This window comes from Arthrobacter sp. StoSoilB5 (genome assembly GCF_019977235.1).
Taxonomy (GTDB): Bacteria; Actinomycetota; Actinomycetes; order Actinomycetales; family Micrococcaceae; genus Arthrobacter.
Genome location: NZ_AP024646.1, coordinates 369135 through 385049, shown reverse-complemented (window position 1 = coordinate 385049; position 15915 = coordinate 369135). Strand labels below are relative to the sequence as shown.

Below are 15915 nucleotides of genomic sequence, written 5' to 3'. Positions count from 1 at the left end.
TGTCCACGAAGTCCTGAGACTCGAAGTGTCCTCAATGTCCTGAGACATGACACTTCTCAAACATTGGCATCTACTGCCATCTCGCTGCGTTTAAGCGATCATGAAAGCATGTCCCCCAGGATCGAGCCGGCGGACGGGTTCCTGACCGACTACTACGAGCACGTGGCCGACGACGACGTCCGCAGCTACACACCGGAGACGCTGCTGGAACGGGCGCGCTACCACCGCTCGCTGGCCGAACGCCGTGAACCGGGACAAGCAGTCATCGGAGTCCTGAACGAAACGGACTCCAGCTTGGTGGCAATCGTCGCGGATGACATGCCCTACCTCCTTCCCTCCGTGACAGCCGAGATCGCCCGGGACACCGCTTCCATCCGGCTCCTGGTCCACCCCACTTTCAGCGTCACGCGGGACCCGGGCACCCACCGCCTCACCGACATCCATAGGGGACCTCACCGCTCGGGGCTACCAACCGGCGTCGAACGTTCCGATGGTGACGCGGCGGCGGCCGCAGCTTCGAAGCCGGTCCTTTCCCCAGACGGGCACGACGCCGGACCGCTCACCGAGGCGTGGATAGCAATCGAGATCCCCCGGATTCCGGACGACGCGAGCGCCGAGGTCCTGGTTGGCCGGCTGAACATGGTTCTGGAGGATGTTCGGGCAGCCGCCGAGGACGCCGAGGCCATCCACGCGGAACTGGCACACGAAATCAGTGCCCTGGACGAGGCCGCCACAAAAGACCGGACCGCGCGCGAAGCCCAGGAGCTGCTGCGCTGGCTGGACGACGGGAACTTCGTGTTCCTGGGGTATCGCGGGCGCCGTGGGCTTGGACTTCTCCGGGATGCGGCCAGTCCTGCCGCCCCAAGCGATGTTCCTTCCGAGGCGCCCGTCCTTACCCTCACCAAATCCACCCTCCGCTCAACGGTCCTTCGCCGGGCCTACCTCGACGAGATCACCTTGGCCGCCCACAACTCCCAGGGAACAGATACTGAGGGCACAGATACCAGCGGGTGCACCTTTGTTGGCCTCTTCTCCCCCAGCTCAACCGCCCGTTCCGCACAGCAGATTCCGGTGATCCGGGACACGGTGGAGGAAGTGCTGCGGGCATTCGGCTACCCACGGGCATCGCATCATGGCAAGGAGCTTCTTGCGGTGTTGGAGGCTTACCCGCGGGACGAACTGTTCCACATCGATGCGGAGCAGTTGGCCATCCGTGCCCGCGAGATCCTGCGACTCCAGGAACGCCACAGCACCCGGCTGTTTCTTCGTCCGGACTCGTTCGGTCGGTTCATGACAGCACTGGTTTTCCTACCCAGGTATAGGTACAGCACGGCCGTCAGGCTCAACATTGAGCGCGAGCTGCGTGAAGCGTTTGGGTCCGACGCAATCGAGTTTGAGCTTCGGTTGGGCGAATCCGCCATGGCCCGCGTGTTCTTCCGGATCCTTTTGCCACAGGACCCCTCACGGCACGAAGGCACTCCCGCGGTGGTAGATGCCGCGGTCCTGGAGCAGAGGATCGTCGCCGCTACGAGGTCATGGGCGCAAGGCCTCGACGAGGCCCTCCAAGCAAGGTATCCCCGGAAGGAAGCGGCCCAGCTGTCCAGGCAATGGGCAACTGCGTTTCCGGCGAGCTATAAGGCCGATTACGAGGTGGAGGACGCAGTTGAGGACATTGCGAAGTTTGAAAGCTTCCCGGTTGCGTCCGCTGAACCGGGATCTGCAGACCAAGCCGACCCCCTCCTGACCGTTTACCAACGTCCTGGCACAGCCGTCCTCATTGAGGACGCCCGGATCCGCCTCTACTTAACCCGCCCGCAGAGCCTTACCGAGATCCTCCCCTTCTTCCATAACCTGGGTTTGAAGGTCCTGGACCAGCGGCCTTTCGACGTTCAGCGGGCCGACGGCCGGCAGTTCTTCCTCTACGACCTCGGCCTGAAGTTTCCCCGAGGCGTGGACCCCCTGGCCACGGGCGATCTGCTGGCCGGCGCATTCTGTGCCGCGATGCGCGGTGACGCGGAGTCGGACGCTTTGGACGCTCTGGTCATCAAGGAGGGCATCGACTGGCGGCGGGTCGCCATCCTCCGCGCTTACGCCAAGTACCTCCGGCAACTGGGGAGCACCAACTCTTATGGCTTCATCGCGGACACACTCCGCGGCAATGCCACGGCAACCCATGCCCTGCTGGAACTGTTCGAGGCGAAGTTCAACCCTGACCGCTTCGCTCCGGACTTGTTTGATCCGGACCTCGTCAATTCCAGCCATGGGGAAACCAGGCTGCCCGGGGGAGATCTGTTCGAAGAGGGAAGCAGCGAACTGAGCCACCGCACACAGGCCGTCCACGCAGCCCGAACGAACCTGACCAATGCCATCGACGCCGTCCCTGTCCTGGACGCCGATCGGTTGCTGCGTTCCCTCGCGAGCCTGGTGGACGCCACGCTGCGCACAAACTTTTATCTCGACAGACCCTTTATAAGCTTCAAGCTCAACCCCGCCAGCATCCCCGCTGCCCCTGCACCTCGTCCGAAATTCGAAATCTGGGTGTATTCACCGCGCGTTGAAGGCGTCCATTTGCGTTTCGGTCCCATAGCCCGCGGCGGCCTCCGATGGTCGGACAGGCGGGAAGACTTCCGCACGGAAATCCTGGGGCTCGTGAAAGCCCAGACCGTCAAGAATGCCGTGATTGTTCCCACCGGAGCCAAGGGCGGATTCTTCCCCAAACGTCTCCCGGATCCGGCAGAGGACCGTGCTGCCTGGCTCGCGGAAGGGCAGGAGAGCTACCGGACGTTCATCCGCGGCTTGCTGGATATCACGGACAACCTGGTGTCGGATCCCGACGGCGGAAGCAGCGGCCGCGTGCTCGCGCCGCCCCGGGTGGTACGGCACGACGGGGACGACTACTACCTCGTGGTAGCCGCCGACAAGGGAACAGCAACCTTCTCGGACATCGCCAACGCCCTCGCAGCCGAGTACGGGTTCTGGCTGGGTGACGCCTTCGCTTCCGGAGGCTCAGTGGGTTATGACCACAAGCAAATGGGGATCACGGCCCGAGGTGCCTGGGAATCCGTGCGGCACCACTTCAGTGAACTCATGATCGATTCCCGTGCCGAGGACTTCACGGTTGTTGGCATAGGAGACATGAGCGGAGACGTCTTTGGCAACGGGATGCTCCTGTCCCACCACATCAAGCTCGTGGCCGCATTCGATCACCGGCACATCTTCCTGGATCCCACACCGGACCCCGAGGTCTCCTACGCCGAGCGGGAACGGCTCTTCAAACTCCCACGCTCCTCCTGGGCCGATTACGACCGCACCAAGCTGAGCCCTGGCGGCGGAGTATTTGCCCGGACGGAAAAATCCATCCTGCTCACGGAACAAGCCAGACTGGCCTTGGGATTGGATGAAGGTGCCGATCCCCATGGTCAGTTGGCCATGAGCCCAGCCGAGCTTCTCCGTGCGGTCCTCTCCGCCCCCGTAGACCTCCTGTACAACGGCGGAATCGGCACCTATATCAAGGCATCCACGGAGTCCCATGCCGATGTGGGAGACAAATCAAACGACGCCATCCGCGTCAACGCCAACGAACTGCGTGCGCACATCATTGCCGAGGGCGGCAATCTTGGAGTCACCCAGCGCGGCCGGATCGAAGCTGCCTTGGCAGGCATTCTGGTGAATTCGGACGCGATCGATAATTCAGCCGGCGTGGATTGCTCGGACCACGAAGTGAACATCAAGATCTTCCTCGACCGGATGATCTCCGCGGGCAGGATGTCCGCGGCAGAACGGACTGGATTCCTGCACTCACTCCAAGGCGAGGTGGGACAGCTTGTCCTGAAAACCAATGATGACCAGAACGTCCTGCTCCTCAATGACAAGCAGCTGGCGTTGGAATGGAGTCCCAGCTTTGAACGGACCATGGACTGGCTGGAATCAGTCACGGACCTGGACAGGGGACTCGAATGCCTCCCCAGCAACGCCGAACTTCAGGCACGGGTCCTGACGGGCAAGGGACTAACCACTCCTGAACTCGCTGTTTTGGCGGCCTACGCCAAGATCGAACTCGCCCGAGAACTCACAGAGGGCGGTTTGTCCGATGATCCCTGGTTTTCTCAAACCCTTCGTGGCTATTTCCCCAAGCAAGTCTCAGCGCGGTTCGGTAAACATCTCTCCACGCATCCCCTGCGCCGGGAGATCGTAGCCACGGTGGTGGCCAACGACATGATCAACATGGGAGGCATCGCCTTCGCTTTCCGCGCGATGGAGGAGACGACGGTTTCTGCCTCCGCAGTGGCCCGGGCGTTCGTGGTGATGCGGAAGATCTGGGACTTTGACGCCCTCACCGGCAGCATCGCCCAAGTGCCGCCCACCACACCCCGTGAGCATGGAGCCGCCGTTGCCCTGGACCTGCGGCGACTGCTGGACCGGTCCGTCCGCTGGTACGTGACCCATGACTTCCGCGACAAGCCTATTGCCGATGCCTTGGCCAGGCTTGAGCCGCCGATGTCCTTGATGCGGGCGAACCTCACGAGCTTCCTTCATGGAGTCAACCCTGACCACGCCCAGAGACGCCTGGCCCATACAGACTCGGTGGGCTTGCCCCATGATCTGGGTATCAGGGCATCCGAACTGCTGGTCAGCTACGGATTACTGGACATTTCCGTTATCGCGGAGGAGCTGCAAGAGCCGGTGGAAGCAGTGGCCGAGGTGTACTTCGCGGTCTTCGAACGCATCTCGGCGATCCCCCTCCTGGAACACATCACCATGCTCCCCCGGGACACCCATTGGGAGTCGCTGGCCCGTGCTGCGTTGCGGGATGACATGTATCTGGTCCTCGCCGACATGACCAAGGCCGTGGTGCGGCACACACCCCGCATCTCTGGTGCGGTGACTGCCGTGGCGTCAGATCCAGTGGAGCGGATCATGGACTGGGAACGCGGAAACATCGAACAACTGGCCCGGGTCCAGGAAACCATCAAGGAGGCTATCAAGCCAGGTCCGGTGGACATTGCAGCGCTTTCAGTGGCGGTAAAACTACTCCGTGCCATGGTGCGGAGATGAGGCATCGCCGACCATTGTTGCCGGTCATCTTACAAATATTGGGCCAAACGTCCTATGATTGATGGGTCGCCCTCGCATGCGGCAAGTAATAGGAGGCCCCCAAATGACCCCTGCAATGACTGCAGAACGCGAAATTCGCCTGTCCTTTTCCAAGGCAGACGAGATCCACGACGGACTTGAACGCGCCGTGGATGCATTGATCAAGAATGCAGCAGCAGATGCTAACTGCGGCATTCTGGTGACGCGGCAGGAGCCCGGCACCTACACAGTGGCCCTGGACGAATCCGTTCCCTTCGGTCAGACCCACGAAGTCCTCGCTGCGTAATAGTTTGCAGTTGCAGTAGCCAAGCAAAAAGCCGGGGCCAAGGCCCCGGCTTTTTGCCGTTACGCCCGGCGGAGAGTTACGCCGTCGGACTTCATGAACAATTCCTTGCCTTCCTCGGTGACGCCAGGCCCTGAATGCTCAAGCCACACCACGTTTCCACTGCTGGAGACTTCCTCGATCAGCCCGGCGGCGATCACATGGGCATACTTGACTACCTCCACGCGCTCACCAACCTTAAGTTGCCTCCAGTCGGTAACCGTAGCCGAGTGTGCGTTTCGTCTGGAGAGGACTGCTCCACGTGCCTTCATTGAACTTCTACCCCTTTGTGGATGTTCGCTGTTGTGTATTGAGTTATTAACGGTTGACCGTCAAGCCCACGACACCGTTGGCGTGGACGTGACGTACACCATAAGTTCTACTACATTTGTCACGCCCCGGAGATTGCGTTGCGAACAATTTCCGGGACGTGACAAATTTGCCCATCAAATGAGCGTTTTATTCGACGTCAGGCCAAGTTCCCGACGGCGGATTCGGCGGCCGCACGGACCGCACCGGAGCCAACCAGGCGGTCAGCCGCTTCGAGTTCGGGCGACAGGAACCGATCGGTGCCCGGTCCCTGGACCACTTCGCGAAGCACCTCGAGCACAGCGGTACCGGCCGGACCCGGGGTGAGCGCGCCGTCGGACATCTGCGTACGCATGTCGATGGCGCGGGCGCTTGTGACCAGCTCCACTGCCAGGACGCGGCGGAGGTTCTCCACGGCCTTGCGCAGCTTGCGGGCCGCGTGCCAGCCCATGGACACGTGGTCTTCCTGCATGGCGGAGCTCGGGATGGAGTCCACGGATGCCGGAACGGCCAGGCGCTTGTTGTCCGAGACGAGGCCGGCCTGCGTGTATTGAGCGATCATGAGGCCGGAGTCGACGCCAGGATCGGCGGCGAGGAATGCCGGGAGACCGTGCGAGCGGGCCGGGTCCAGCATGCGGTCCGTGCGGCGTTCAGCGATGGAGCTGAGGTCCGCGACGGCGATTGCCAGGAAGTCCAGGACGTAAGCCACGGGCGCGCCGTGGAAGTTGCCGTTGGACGTGACGCGGCCGTCCGGGAGGACCACCGGGTTGTCGATCGCAGCGGCGAGTTCGCGGGACGCCACCAGTGCGGCGTGGTCCACGGTGTCGCGGACTGCACCGGCAACCTGCGGAGCGCAGCGCAGCGAGTAAGCGTCCTGCACCTTGGTGTCGTTGATCCGGTGGGATGCGACGATCGGCGAGTTGGACAGCACGCGGAGCATGTTATCCGCGCTGGCAGCCTGGCCGGGGTGCGGGCGCAGGGCTGCGTGCAGTTCCGGCAGGAACACCTGGTCGGTGCCCAGCAGAGCCTCGACGCTGAGCGCGGCGGTGACATCCGCCGTCGCGAGCAACATGCGGATGTCAGCGATGGCCATCAGCAGCATGCCGAGCATGCCTTCGGTGCCGTTGACGAGGGCCAGGCCCTCCTTTTCGGCCAGCGTTACCGGCTCGATGCCGTGCTGCGCGAGCAGCTCAGCAACAGTTTGCTTCCCGGGGACGCCGTAGAGTTCGCCGTCGGGACCGGTTGCTTCGCCTTCGCCCATCAGCACCAGGGCACAGTGCGACAGCGGGGCAAGGTCGCCGGAGCAGCCGAGTGAACCGAACTCGCGGACCAGCGGGGTGATGCCTGCGTTGAGGACGTCCACCATGGTCTGCAGCACCACGGGACGGACGCCCGTGCGGCCCGAGGCGAGGGTCTTGGCCCGCAGGAACATGATGCCGCGGATGACTTCGCGTTCAACGGCCGGCCCCATCCCCGCAGCGTGGCTGCGGATGAGCGACTTCTGCAACTGGGTACGGAGATCGTTGGGGATGTGGCGGTTGGCCAGTGCGCCGAAACCCGTGGAAATACCGTAGGCGGGAACGTCGCTGGTGGCGAGGCTATCGATGTGGGCGCGAACCTTGGCAACGTTATCCAGGGCTTCCTGGGAGATGGTCACCTTGGCATCGTGGCGTGCGACGGCGACGACGTCTTCCGGGGTCACGCCACTGGAACCGAGGGTAACGGTCAGGGGTTCGTGGGTAGTAATAGTCACTTGTGTTGCCTACTTTTCGTTCATGGGGATGCGGACGCCGCGTTCGTTGGCGACTTCGACTGCGCGGTCGTAGCCGGCGTCGACGTGGCGGATGACGCCCATGCCGGGGTCGTTGGTCAGGAGACGTTCGAGTTTCTCCGCGGCCAGGTCCGTGCCGTCCGCGACGGAAACCTGTCCGGCGTGCAGGGACCGGCCGATACCGACCCCGCCACCGTGATGGATCGAAACCCAGGTAGCACCCGAAGAGGTATTGATCAGCGCGTTCAGCAACGGCCAGTCAGCAATCGCGTCGGACCCGTCGGCCATGGCCTCGGTCTCCCGGTACGGGGACGCCACGGAACCGGAGTCCAGGTGGTCACGGCCGATCACGATCGGGGCCTTGACCTTGCCCTCCTTCACGAGCTGGTTGAACAACAACCCGGCCTTGGCCCGTTCACCGTACCCGAGCCAGCAAATACGGGCCGGCAAACCCTCGAACTCCACCCGCTCCGCCGCGGCGTCGAGCCACTTGTGCAGGTGCTTGTTCTCCGGGAACAACTCCTTGATCGCCGCGTCCGTCACCGCAATGTCCTCCGGATCACCCGAGAGCGCCACCCAGCGGAACGGGCCCAGGCCCTCGCAGAACAACGGACGGATATATGCCGGGACAAAGCCGGGGAACTCGAACGCCCGGTCGTAGCCGCCCTTGCGTGCCTCGTCCCGGATCGAGTTGCCGTAATCAAACACCTCGGCCCCGGCGTCCTGGAACTCCACCATCGCCTGGACATGCCTGGCCATGGACGCCTGGGCCTTCTTCGTGAACCCTTCCGGATCGGCCTCGGCCTCGGTGTGCCACTCCTCCACGGTGATGCCCTCGGGCAGGTAGGACAACGGGTCATGGGCACTGGTCTGGTCCGTGACCACATCAATGCTCAGCTCCCCGGCCTTGTGCCGGGCCAGCAGCTCCGGGAACACCTCAGCAGCGTTGCCCACATACCCCACGGACCAACCACGGCGCTCAGCCTTGGCCTTCTGGACCTTCGCGATCGCGGCGTCCAGGTCCGTTTCGACCTCATCCAGGTACCGCTTCCCGGCCCGGCGGCGCAGGCGCGTCTCGTCCACGTCCACAATCAGGCACGCACCGTCGTTCAGCGTCACAGCCAACGGCTGGGCACCGCCCATCCCGCCACAACCACCCGTCAACGTCAACGTCCCGGCCAGCGGTCCTTCGGTGGAACCAGCTGCGGCGGGGGCCGGGTGGCGTCCCTCCGCAGCGAGCTTGTTCCCCACCGCGGCGAACGTTTCGTACGTGCCCTGCAGGATGCCCTGCGTGCCGATATAAATCCAGGACCCTGCCGTCATCTGCCCATACATCATCAAACCCTCGGCCTCCAGGCGGCGGAACTCCGGCCACGTCGCCCAGTCCCCCACCAGGTTCGAGTTCGCCAAAAGCACCCGCGGAGCCCACTCATGGGTGCGGAACACACCCACCGGCTTGCCCGACTGCACCAACAGCGTCTCGTCCTTCTCCATCGTCTCCAACGTCCGGGTGATCGCATCAAACGCAGCCCAGGACCGCACAGCACGGCCCGTACCGCCATAAACCACCAGATCATCAGGACGCTCAGCAACCTCAGGATCCAAATTGTTCATCAACATACGCAACGGCGCCTCGGTCTGCCACGACTTGGCAGTAAGCTCAGTACCCCGCGCGGCCTTAACCGGACGGGCACCAGTAGTGAAATCGGCGGGTGCCATAATGACTCCTTCGTCTTTGGGAAGTGTGTTGTGGAAAGATCTTCTGCTTCTACTAAAGCCCCTTTGCAAGCCCCCAGGAATGGCTTTTCGAGCGGTGCTGTCCGGGATTACAGACCCGCGCCGCCCCTCGCATTCGCGCGACATTGAGCGCATGCTGGAGCCATGGCAACGTATCGTGTGACGACGCTCGTAGCGGCGCCCCCAGAACGCGTCTTCGAGACCTGGACGGACCCGGATCGGTTCCGGGAATGGATCGGCGGAGTCACCCGCGTGACGGACCGCGTCGGCCCAGTCGACCAGGCCGGCAGCCGCTACACGGTGTGGTTCGGACGGATGGCCAGCCCCACAGAAATCCTCGCCGTTGAGCGGCCCTGGCACTTCCGCACGCGGTTCGGCAATGCGATCCTCAAGGGCGAGTCAGATGTGCGGTTTGCTGCCGAGGGCGATGGCACGCGCATCCACCAGGAGTTCGAAACCAGGGGATTTATCCCGGCGATCTTTGCGTGGCTTTTCTCCAGGGGATCCTACCGGGGTAGCTTCCGAGGTGAGCTGGAGACCTTCCGTAAACTCGTCGAGCGCGAAGCCTTGGGGCCGGGCTAGCCCGCAGGGCGGCCGTGTATTCTCACCGACAGTTCGTCGGCTGCCTTCCGGATGCGCGCAGCGAGTACCGGCCATTGCTCAGCCGGCACTTTGTCCTCCAGGAACGTGACGGCGACTGCCGCCGTCGGCCATCCCACGTGGTCAGTCACAGCGGCGGCGATGGAGCCGAATCCAGGCGTAATCTCGCCGTTTTCCGTGGCATAGCCACGCTGCCGCACCTGGTCCAGGTGGGAGGAGAGGGCGGAATACTTCATGATCGGAAATTCCACTTCGTTGCGGGACGTGAAGGCCGCGGCGTTCGGGTACAGGGCACGCACTTGCGACTTTGGCAACGCGGCGAGGATCGCGCGGCCCGAGGCAGTCAGGTGGCTGGGGAGGCGAACCCCGACGTCGGTCACCAGGCTTGGGCGGTTCTTGGCGCGTTCCTCCACGATGTAGAGGACGTCGCGGCCATGCAAGACAGCCAGGTGTGCACTCTCCCCGATCGCATCAACCAACGCAGCAAGCATAGGCCGCCCCAGCCGGGACAGCGGTTCCTGCCGCGAATACGCGGAACTGAGTTCGAACGCACTGATGCCGAGCCCATAGCGCTGCTCCTCGTGCAAGTGGAGGACGAAGCCGTTGGCCTCCATCACGCCTAGCAGGTGGTACACGCTGGAACGCGGCAAGCCGAGCGCCGTCGCAATGTTCGACGCCGCCATGGGACCCCGGCGCGAGGCCAACAGTTTCAGGATGCGCAGCGTATTTTCGGCGGCAGGGACCTTGGACGTGGCCTTGCCTGGTGCCAGTGGCGTGGTGGTCATGGTTCCTCATTGCTTGAGACTGCTGAAAGGGACATCGACCACAAGTGTCCGGTATCCCGTACTCAAGCGTGCCCCCTAAGCCCGAGTGGCGCCAGACCATTACGTTACTTGGGTGTCTGAAATACCAGACTCGTCTTCCACTTTGGGACCGTGGCAGCTCACACCGCGCCAACCTCCCGACGCCGTACGGCCACGACTGCGAACAGCGAAAGCGCCACTCCAATCCCGAGCATCCAAAAGCCTCCGCTCCAATCGGTTCCGGTGTTGGTAACCACTGGCGAGTGCGTGAAGGGAGACAGGTCCCTGAGCCACTTGTCGAAGCCCAGCATTCCGCCGTAGACACCCAGCACCACGCCCAATGCCAGCAAGGCCCAGCCGACCGGAACAGTAGCCCGGGGAAAGGTAACAAAAACCGCAGCCGGCAACGCCAGGTAAAGCAGCGCAGCCGGGATTTGAGCCACGGCCGTTTCCCACACGTTGCCCACCTCAACGGCCGATTCACCGGAGACCAGCAATGAATACCAGGCGCCGAAGGCCGCGAACACCATCACCAGAACCACCGAGGCTGCCCCGAGGCCCAGAAAGCTGCCAAACCAACGGGTGCGTCCCAGCGGTTCCGAAAGTACCAGTTCTGCTGTGCCCGCCACTTCTTCCTGCCTCAATCGCAGAACGGCTTGGAGTCCGCACGCCGCCGCCAGGATGCCACCGATTTCAAATAGAACAGCAATGACCAACTGCGTCATGGATGTTCCTTGTGCCTCGATCATGGCCCTGAGAATCACTGTGACGGAGGAATTCGTGATGCTGACCTGCTGGATGGCAGCGCCCAGCGTACCGGTGAGCAGGCCAGCGATAAACCCGCCGATACACCAACTGACGATCGCGCCCTGCTGGAGTCGTAGTGCCAGCGCGAAGGTTCCGCGGAGTGAGCGGCGGGCGTCCGTACGGCCTCGTCGTCCGGCCAACACGCTTGCGCCAACATCGCGCCTGGACATGACGACGGCGGTAAGCGAGACGCATACGACGCCAAGACCCAGCGGTAATAGCAGTGGCCACAATCGGTTTCCCGTGTAGGCAAACGTCTGCTGTCCCCAGCCGATGGGCGATATCCAGCTCGGCCACGCCGCCGTTACAGTGAGCCCGTCCTGGCTGACCTCGCCGGTCGCGTCACCGAAACCGCGAAGAAGATAGGCAGCCACCACCAGCCCCGCTGCCGCTCCGTTTGCCCCGCGCGAGGTACTCATGAATTCGGACGCAAGCAGTCCGAGCGTCAGGAACGCCAATCCAACGGCTCCGGCCGCAAGACCGGCCACGAGCGAACCTGCGGCATCGAGCCCACCGGCGATAAAGCCGAACGCGACCGCCGCGGCCACCAGCACGTTCGCCACGAGCCCATGGATCACGGTCGCCGTCAACGGCATCCATCGGCCCGCTGCAGTGGACGCTACGAGCTCAGCCCGGCCGGTTTCCTCCTCCGCGCGCGTATGCCGTACAGCCATGAACGTGTTCATCAACCCGGCCAGGACGCCGATGAAGGCGAAGATCTGGAAGAACGTGAACGCGTCCAGGGCAGGGCCGCGGACCAACCCGCGGAGTATCAAGATAGCGGGTGTGGCCGTGGCAATATGCAGGATCTCGGCGCGGGAAGCATCGTCACCATATGCCGAGGCCACCGCTGTTGTGGCGAAATAGGCCAGTGCACCGATGGAAGCAACCCAGCTCAGGAGTTGCCAACGGTCGCGGCGGAGTCGTTGCCAATACAGATCCAGGAAGCGGTTCATCTTAGCGGCCCGTCCTGGCGGGCGGCCAGCGGCGCCGATGGTGAGTGCCGCCGTCGGCCTTCGCTTCTTCTGATTGGGGTGGAAGGGCAACGCCGTAGTGCCGGAGGAACAACTCTTCAAGCGATGGCGGAGCGACCAGCAGGCCCTGCACGCCCAGGCGACCAAGAATCGGCAGGACCTCGTGGACACGATCCGAATCGGCACTGAACTTCACCCGTCCTGCGGCCAAGGTGAGATCGTGGACCTGGGCGAGGCCTTGGAGGGCCCGGAGGTCCACCTGGTCCTGCACGAAAGAGATCCCTGTACGCGTCAGGTGGCGAAGGGAATCGAGCGTCCCGCCGTCCACTATTCGGCCTGCGCGGATGATGCTCACACTGTCGGCCAGCTGCTCCACCTCGGAGAGGATGTGGCTGGAGAGAAGGACAGTAGCTCCTTTCTCACCGACCAGCCGGCGAATCTCGCGGGTAAAGACCGCCTCCATGAGGGGATCCAAACCGCTTGTCGGTTCGTCCAGAAGATAGACCTCGGCGTCGGCAACGAGGGCTGCGATGAGCGCAACCTTCTGTCGATTGCCTTTGGAGTAGGCGCGGCCTTTCTTGCTCGGGTCAAAGTCGAAGAGCTGGCACAAACGCTCCTTGCGGCGTCGATACTCAGCGCGATCCGTCCCGCCGTCCCGCAGCCGGGAGAGGAAATCAATGGTCTCTCCCCCTGAGAGATTCGGCCAAATGCTTACGTCACCCGGCACGCTGGCCACACGGCGGTGCAATTCAACGGCGTCTGCCCATGGGTGCAATCCGAGGACGCTTGCACTGCCCGACGAGGCCCGTGCCAGGCCAAGCAGGATGCGCAGAGTGGTGGACCTCCCGGCACCATTCGGGCCGAGGAAGCCGTGGACTTGCCCGGCAGGGACTTCGAGGTCAAGGCCATCGAGTGCCTTGACCCGACCGAAATTCTTATGGAGATCGACGGTCTGGATGACAGGGTCCATGGACCCGACGTTACGCAGGAACGGCGCCCCTGTGAAGGACAGGAAGGCCCTGTGCGCGTTAGGAAATCGTCAATATTTTCGGACACCTGCTGCGGGGTTGAGCCTCGCGGACATCGTATCTGAGATTCGACTGTGACTCCTGTCGCACTGTCTGCGATCGAAGACACCAAAGGCCCGTGAGGCCAATCACAAGGCCGCCAAAAGTGATGTGCTGGTTAGCGATCCCCTCCCAAAGACGAGAAGGTTTTACCATGCAACAAACCACGCTGGCTTCGAAGGACACCGTCCTCCAAGCCGCCGGTACGGCACTTAGCCGTGGCCTCAACGTCCGTCACATCCGCTTTATGGCACTCGGATCCGCGATCGGCACAGGACTGTTTTACGGTTCTGCGTCCGCCATACAGAAAGCCGGCCCTGCCGTCCTGCTGGCCTACATCATCGGCGGCGCTGCTGTCTTCATGGTGATGCGTGCGCTCGGCGAAATGGCCGTCCGACACCCTGTGTCCGGCTCATTCGGCCAGTACGCCAGCAAATACCTTGGACCGTTCGCAGGCTTCGTGACCGGCTGGACGTACGTGTTTGAGATGGCGATCGTAGCAATAGCCGATGTCACTGCCTTCAGCATCTATATGGGCTTCTGGTTCCCACAGGTGGACCGCTGGATCTGGGTCCTCGCGATCATCTTGTTCCTGGGCGCCATGAACCTGTTGAGCGTAAAGGTCTTCGGTGAACTCGAGTTTTGGTTCTCGCTGATCAAGGTGGTGGCGATTATCGCCATGATCGTCGGAGGTGCAGCAATCGTCGTCTTCGGCTTCCAAACGGGCGACGGCGGTGGCGTGGCACCGGGGCTGGGGAACCTCGTGAACCATGGTGGTTTGTTCCCGAACGGTTTCGAGGGGCTCCTGGCCGCGTTCGCCGTCGTGATGTTTGCGTTTGGTGGGATCGAAACGATCGGCATCACCGCTGGCGAAGCAGCCGATCCCAAGAAGGTCATTCCACAGGCAGTCAACACTGTGCCGGTCCGCGTCCTGTTGTTCTATGTACTGACCCTGGGCGTGTTGATGAGCATCTTCCCGTGGAACGAGATCGGCAGCAGCGGCAGCCCGTTCGTGCAGATCTTCGACGGCCTGGGCATCCCTGCAGCGCCGCACATTCTCAATGCCGTGGTCATCACTGCTGCCCTTTCCGCTATCAACAGCGACATCTTTGGAGCAGGCCGCATCCTGTTTGGCCTCGCCCAGCAGGGCCACGCTCCGAAGAGCTTCGGCAAGATCTCCCGGCACGGCGTCCCTTGGATGACCGTGGTGATGATGGGCGGAATCCTGCTTGTCGGCGTCGTGCTGAATGCCGTGATTCCCGAAGACGTGTTCGTGCTCATCGCATCGATTGCCACTTTCGCGACCGTGTGGGTGTGGGTGATGATCCTCGCTTCGCACGTTGCCATGAAGCGGGAGATCAAGCGCAAGGGGCTTCCGGCGTCGGAATTTGGTTCCCCATTGTGGCCGGCAGCCTCCATCCTGACTATCGCATTCATGGCCATGGTGATCGTGATTCTCGGGGCCTTCGAGGACACCCGCGTTGCACTGTATGTTGGCGCCACGTGGCTCGTCTTGCTGTTCGTCGCTTACAAGCTGTGGGTCCGCGGTGGTGGCCTGCGCCGCGCCGAGCTCGTGGACGAAACGGCATAGGCCCTTCGCGCCGAAGTGACAGTTGATGCCAATGTTTGCGCGGAACATTGGCATCAACTGTCATCTCGCGGGGGCTCGCGGGGCTGGTTACCGCGCCGACCAGCCGCCGTCCATGGTGTAGCTCGCGCCGGTGACCATACCGGCGTCGTCGGAGGCCATCCAGGCCGCCAACGACGCGACTTCCTCAACCTCCACCAGCCGCTTTACTGCCGACTCCGTCAGCATTACCTTGGCCAGGACCTCTGCCTCGGGGATGCCGTGGAGCCGGGCTTGGTCGGCGATCTGGCGTTCCACCAGCGGCGTCCGGACGTACCCGGGGTTGATGCAGTTGGACGTGACGCCGTGCTCGCCACCTTCCAAAGCAGTGACCTTGCTGAGCCCTTCCAGGCCGTGCTTCGCCGAGACGTACGCACTCTTGTACGCGGAGGCGCGGAGCCCATGAACCGAGGAAATGTTGATGATCCGGCCGAATCCATTGGCGTACATGTGCGGGAGCGCGGCCCGGATGAGGAGGAATGGAGCTTCCAACATCAGGGCCAGAATGCGCCGGAATTCGACGGGTTCGAACTCCTCGATCGGCGCAACCTTCTGGATGCCGGCGTTGTTGACCAGGATGTCGCAGTCGAGGCTCAGTGCCGCCAAGGCGTCGACGTCCAACAGGTCCACGGTCCAAGCCGTGCCGCCCAGTTCGTCGGCGAGCGCCGCTGCTCCGGAGGCATCGACGTCGGCCACTACCACTTTCGCCCCGCGGGCGGCGAGCGCCCGGGCACAGGCCGCCCCGATTCCGCTCGCGCCTCCGGTCACCAGTGCTTTGCGCCCGTTTAAGGAGTTGTCCATCAA

Annotated in this window: 11 protein-coding genes; 4 read left to right on the top strand and 7 right to left on the bottom strand. The window is 63.0% G+C overall.

Features of this window, described 5'->3' with window-relative positions; all coding sequences use genetic code 11:
* Positions 1-108 precede the first annotated feature (108 nt).
* Together LDN75_RS01890 and LDN75_RS01885 are read left to right on the top strand one after the other, a co-directional pair.
* Positions 109-5055 carry an NAD-glutamate dehydrogenase gene (locus tag LDN75_RS01890; RefSeq protein WP_223935510.1) on the top strand — a complete coding sequence of 1649 codons (4947 nt, stop codon included), beginning with the start codon at positions 109-111 and terminating at the stop codon, positions 5053-5055.
* 103 nt (positions 5056-5158) lie between these two features.
* On the top strand, positions 5159-5380 hold the full coding sequence (locus LDN75_RS01885) for a hypothetical protein (protein WP_223935509.1): 222 nt from the start codon (positions 5159-5161) through the stop codon (positions 5378-5380).
* Positions 5381-5439: 59 nt separating this feature from the next.
* Here LDN75_RS01885 and LDN75_RS01880 read toward each other — a convergent pair whose 3' ends face one another.
* The 3 genes from LDN75_RS01880 to LDN75_RS01870 all read right to left on the bottom strand — a co-directional run bounded on the left by LDN75_RS01880 (position 5440) and on the right by LDN75_RS01870 (position 9215).
* Positions 5440-5688: a hypothetical protein gene (locus LDN75_RS01880; RefSeq protein WP_223935508.1), complete on the bottom strand. Its 249-nt coding sequence runs from the start codon at positions 5686-5688 to the stop codon at positions 5440-5442.
* A gap of 197 nt (positions 5689-5885) precedes the next feature.
* Positions 5886-7478, bottom strand: coding sequence for a histidine ammonia-lyase (hutH, locus tag LDN75_RS01875; protein WP_223935507.1), 1593 nt, complete (start codon positions 7476-7478; stop codon positions 5886-5888).
* Positions 7479-7487: 9 nt separating this feature from the next.
* Entirely contained in the window at positions 7488-9215 is a 1728-nt protein-coding gene (locus tag LDN75_RS01870; RefSeq protein WP_223935506.1) for a urocanate hydratase, read from the bottom strand.
* A 162-nt stretch (positions 9216-9377) separates the two neighbouring features.
* Between LDN75_RS01870 and LDN75_RS01865 the strand changes: the two genes are divergently transcribed.
* Positions 9378-9815, top strand: coding sequence for an SRPBCC domain-containing protein (locus LDN75_RS01865; RefSeq protein ID WP_223935505.1), 438 nt, complete (start codon positions 9378-9380; stop codon positions 9813-9815).
* Here the strand turns inward: LDN75_RS01865 and LDN75_RS01860 are convergent.
* The 3 genes from LDN75_RS01860 to LDN75_RS01850 all read right to left on the bottom strand — a co-directional run bounded on the left by LDN75_RS01860 (position 9812) and on the right by LDN75_RS01850 (position 13387).
* On the bottom strand, positions 9812-10618 hold the full coding sequence (locus LDN75_RS01860; RefSeq protein WP_223935504.1) for an IclR family transcriptional regulator: 807 nt from the start codon (positions 10616-10618) through the stop codon (positions 9812-9814). The genes LDN75_RS01865 and LDN75_RS01860 overlap by 4 nt on opposite strands.
* Positions 10619-10776: 158 nt before the next feature.
* Positions 10777-12399, bottom strand: a complete 1623-nt coding sequence (locus LDN75_RS01855; RefSeq protein ID WP_223935503.1) for a hypothetical protein — start codon at positions 12397-12399, stop codon at positions 10777-10779.
* Position 12400: 1 nt separating this feature from the next.
* Complete coding sequence (locus LDN75_RS01850; protein ID WP_223935502.1) at positions 12401-13387, bottom strand: ABC transporter ATP-binding protein; 987 nt, start codon at positions 13385-13387, stop codon at positions 12401-12403.
* 251 nt (positions 13388-13638) lie between these two features.
* On the opposite strand from LDN75_RS01850, the gene LDN75_RS01845 reads away from it, so the two are divergent.
* A complete protein-coding gene (locus LDN75_RS01845; protein ID WP_223935501.1) occupies positions 13639-15075 on the top strand; it encodes an amino acid permease in 1437 nt (478 codons plus the stop codon).
* Between the two features lie 87 nt (positions 15076-15162).
* On the opposite strand, the gene LDN75_RS01840 is transcribed toward LDN75_RS01845, so the two are convergent.
* Positions 15163-15912, bottom strand: coding sequence for a 3-hydroxybutyrate dehydrogenase (locus LDN75_RS01840; RefSeq protein WP_223935500.1), 750 nt, complete (start codon positions 15910-15912; stop codon positions 15163-15165).
* Positions 15913-15915 lie beyond the last annotated feature (3 nt).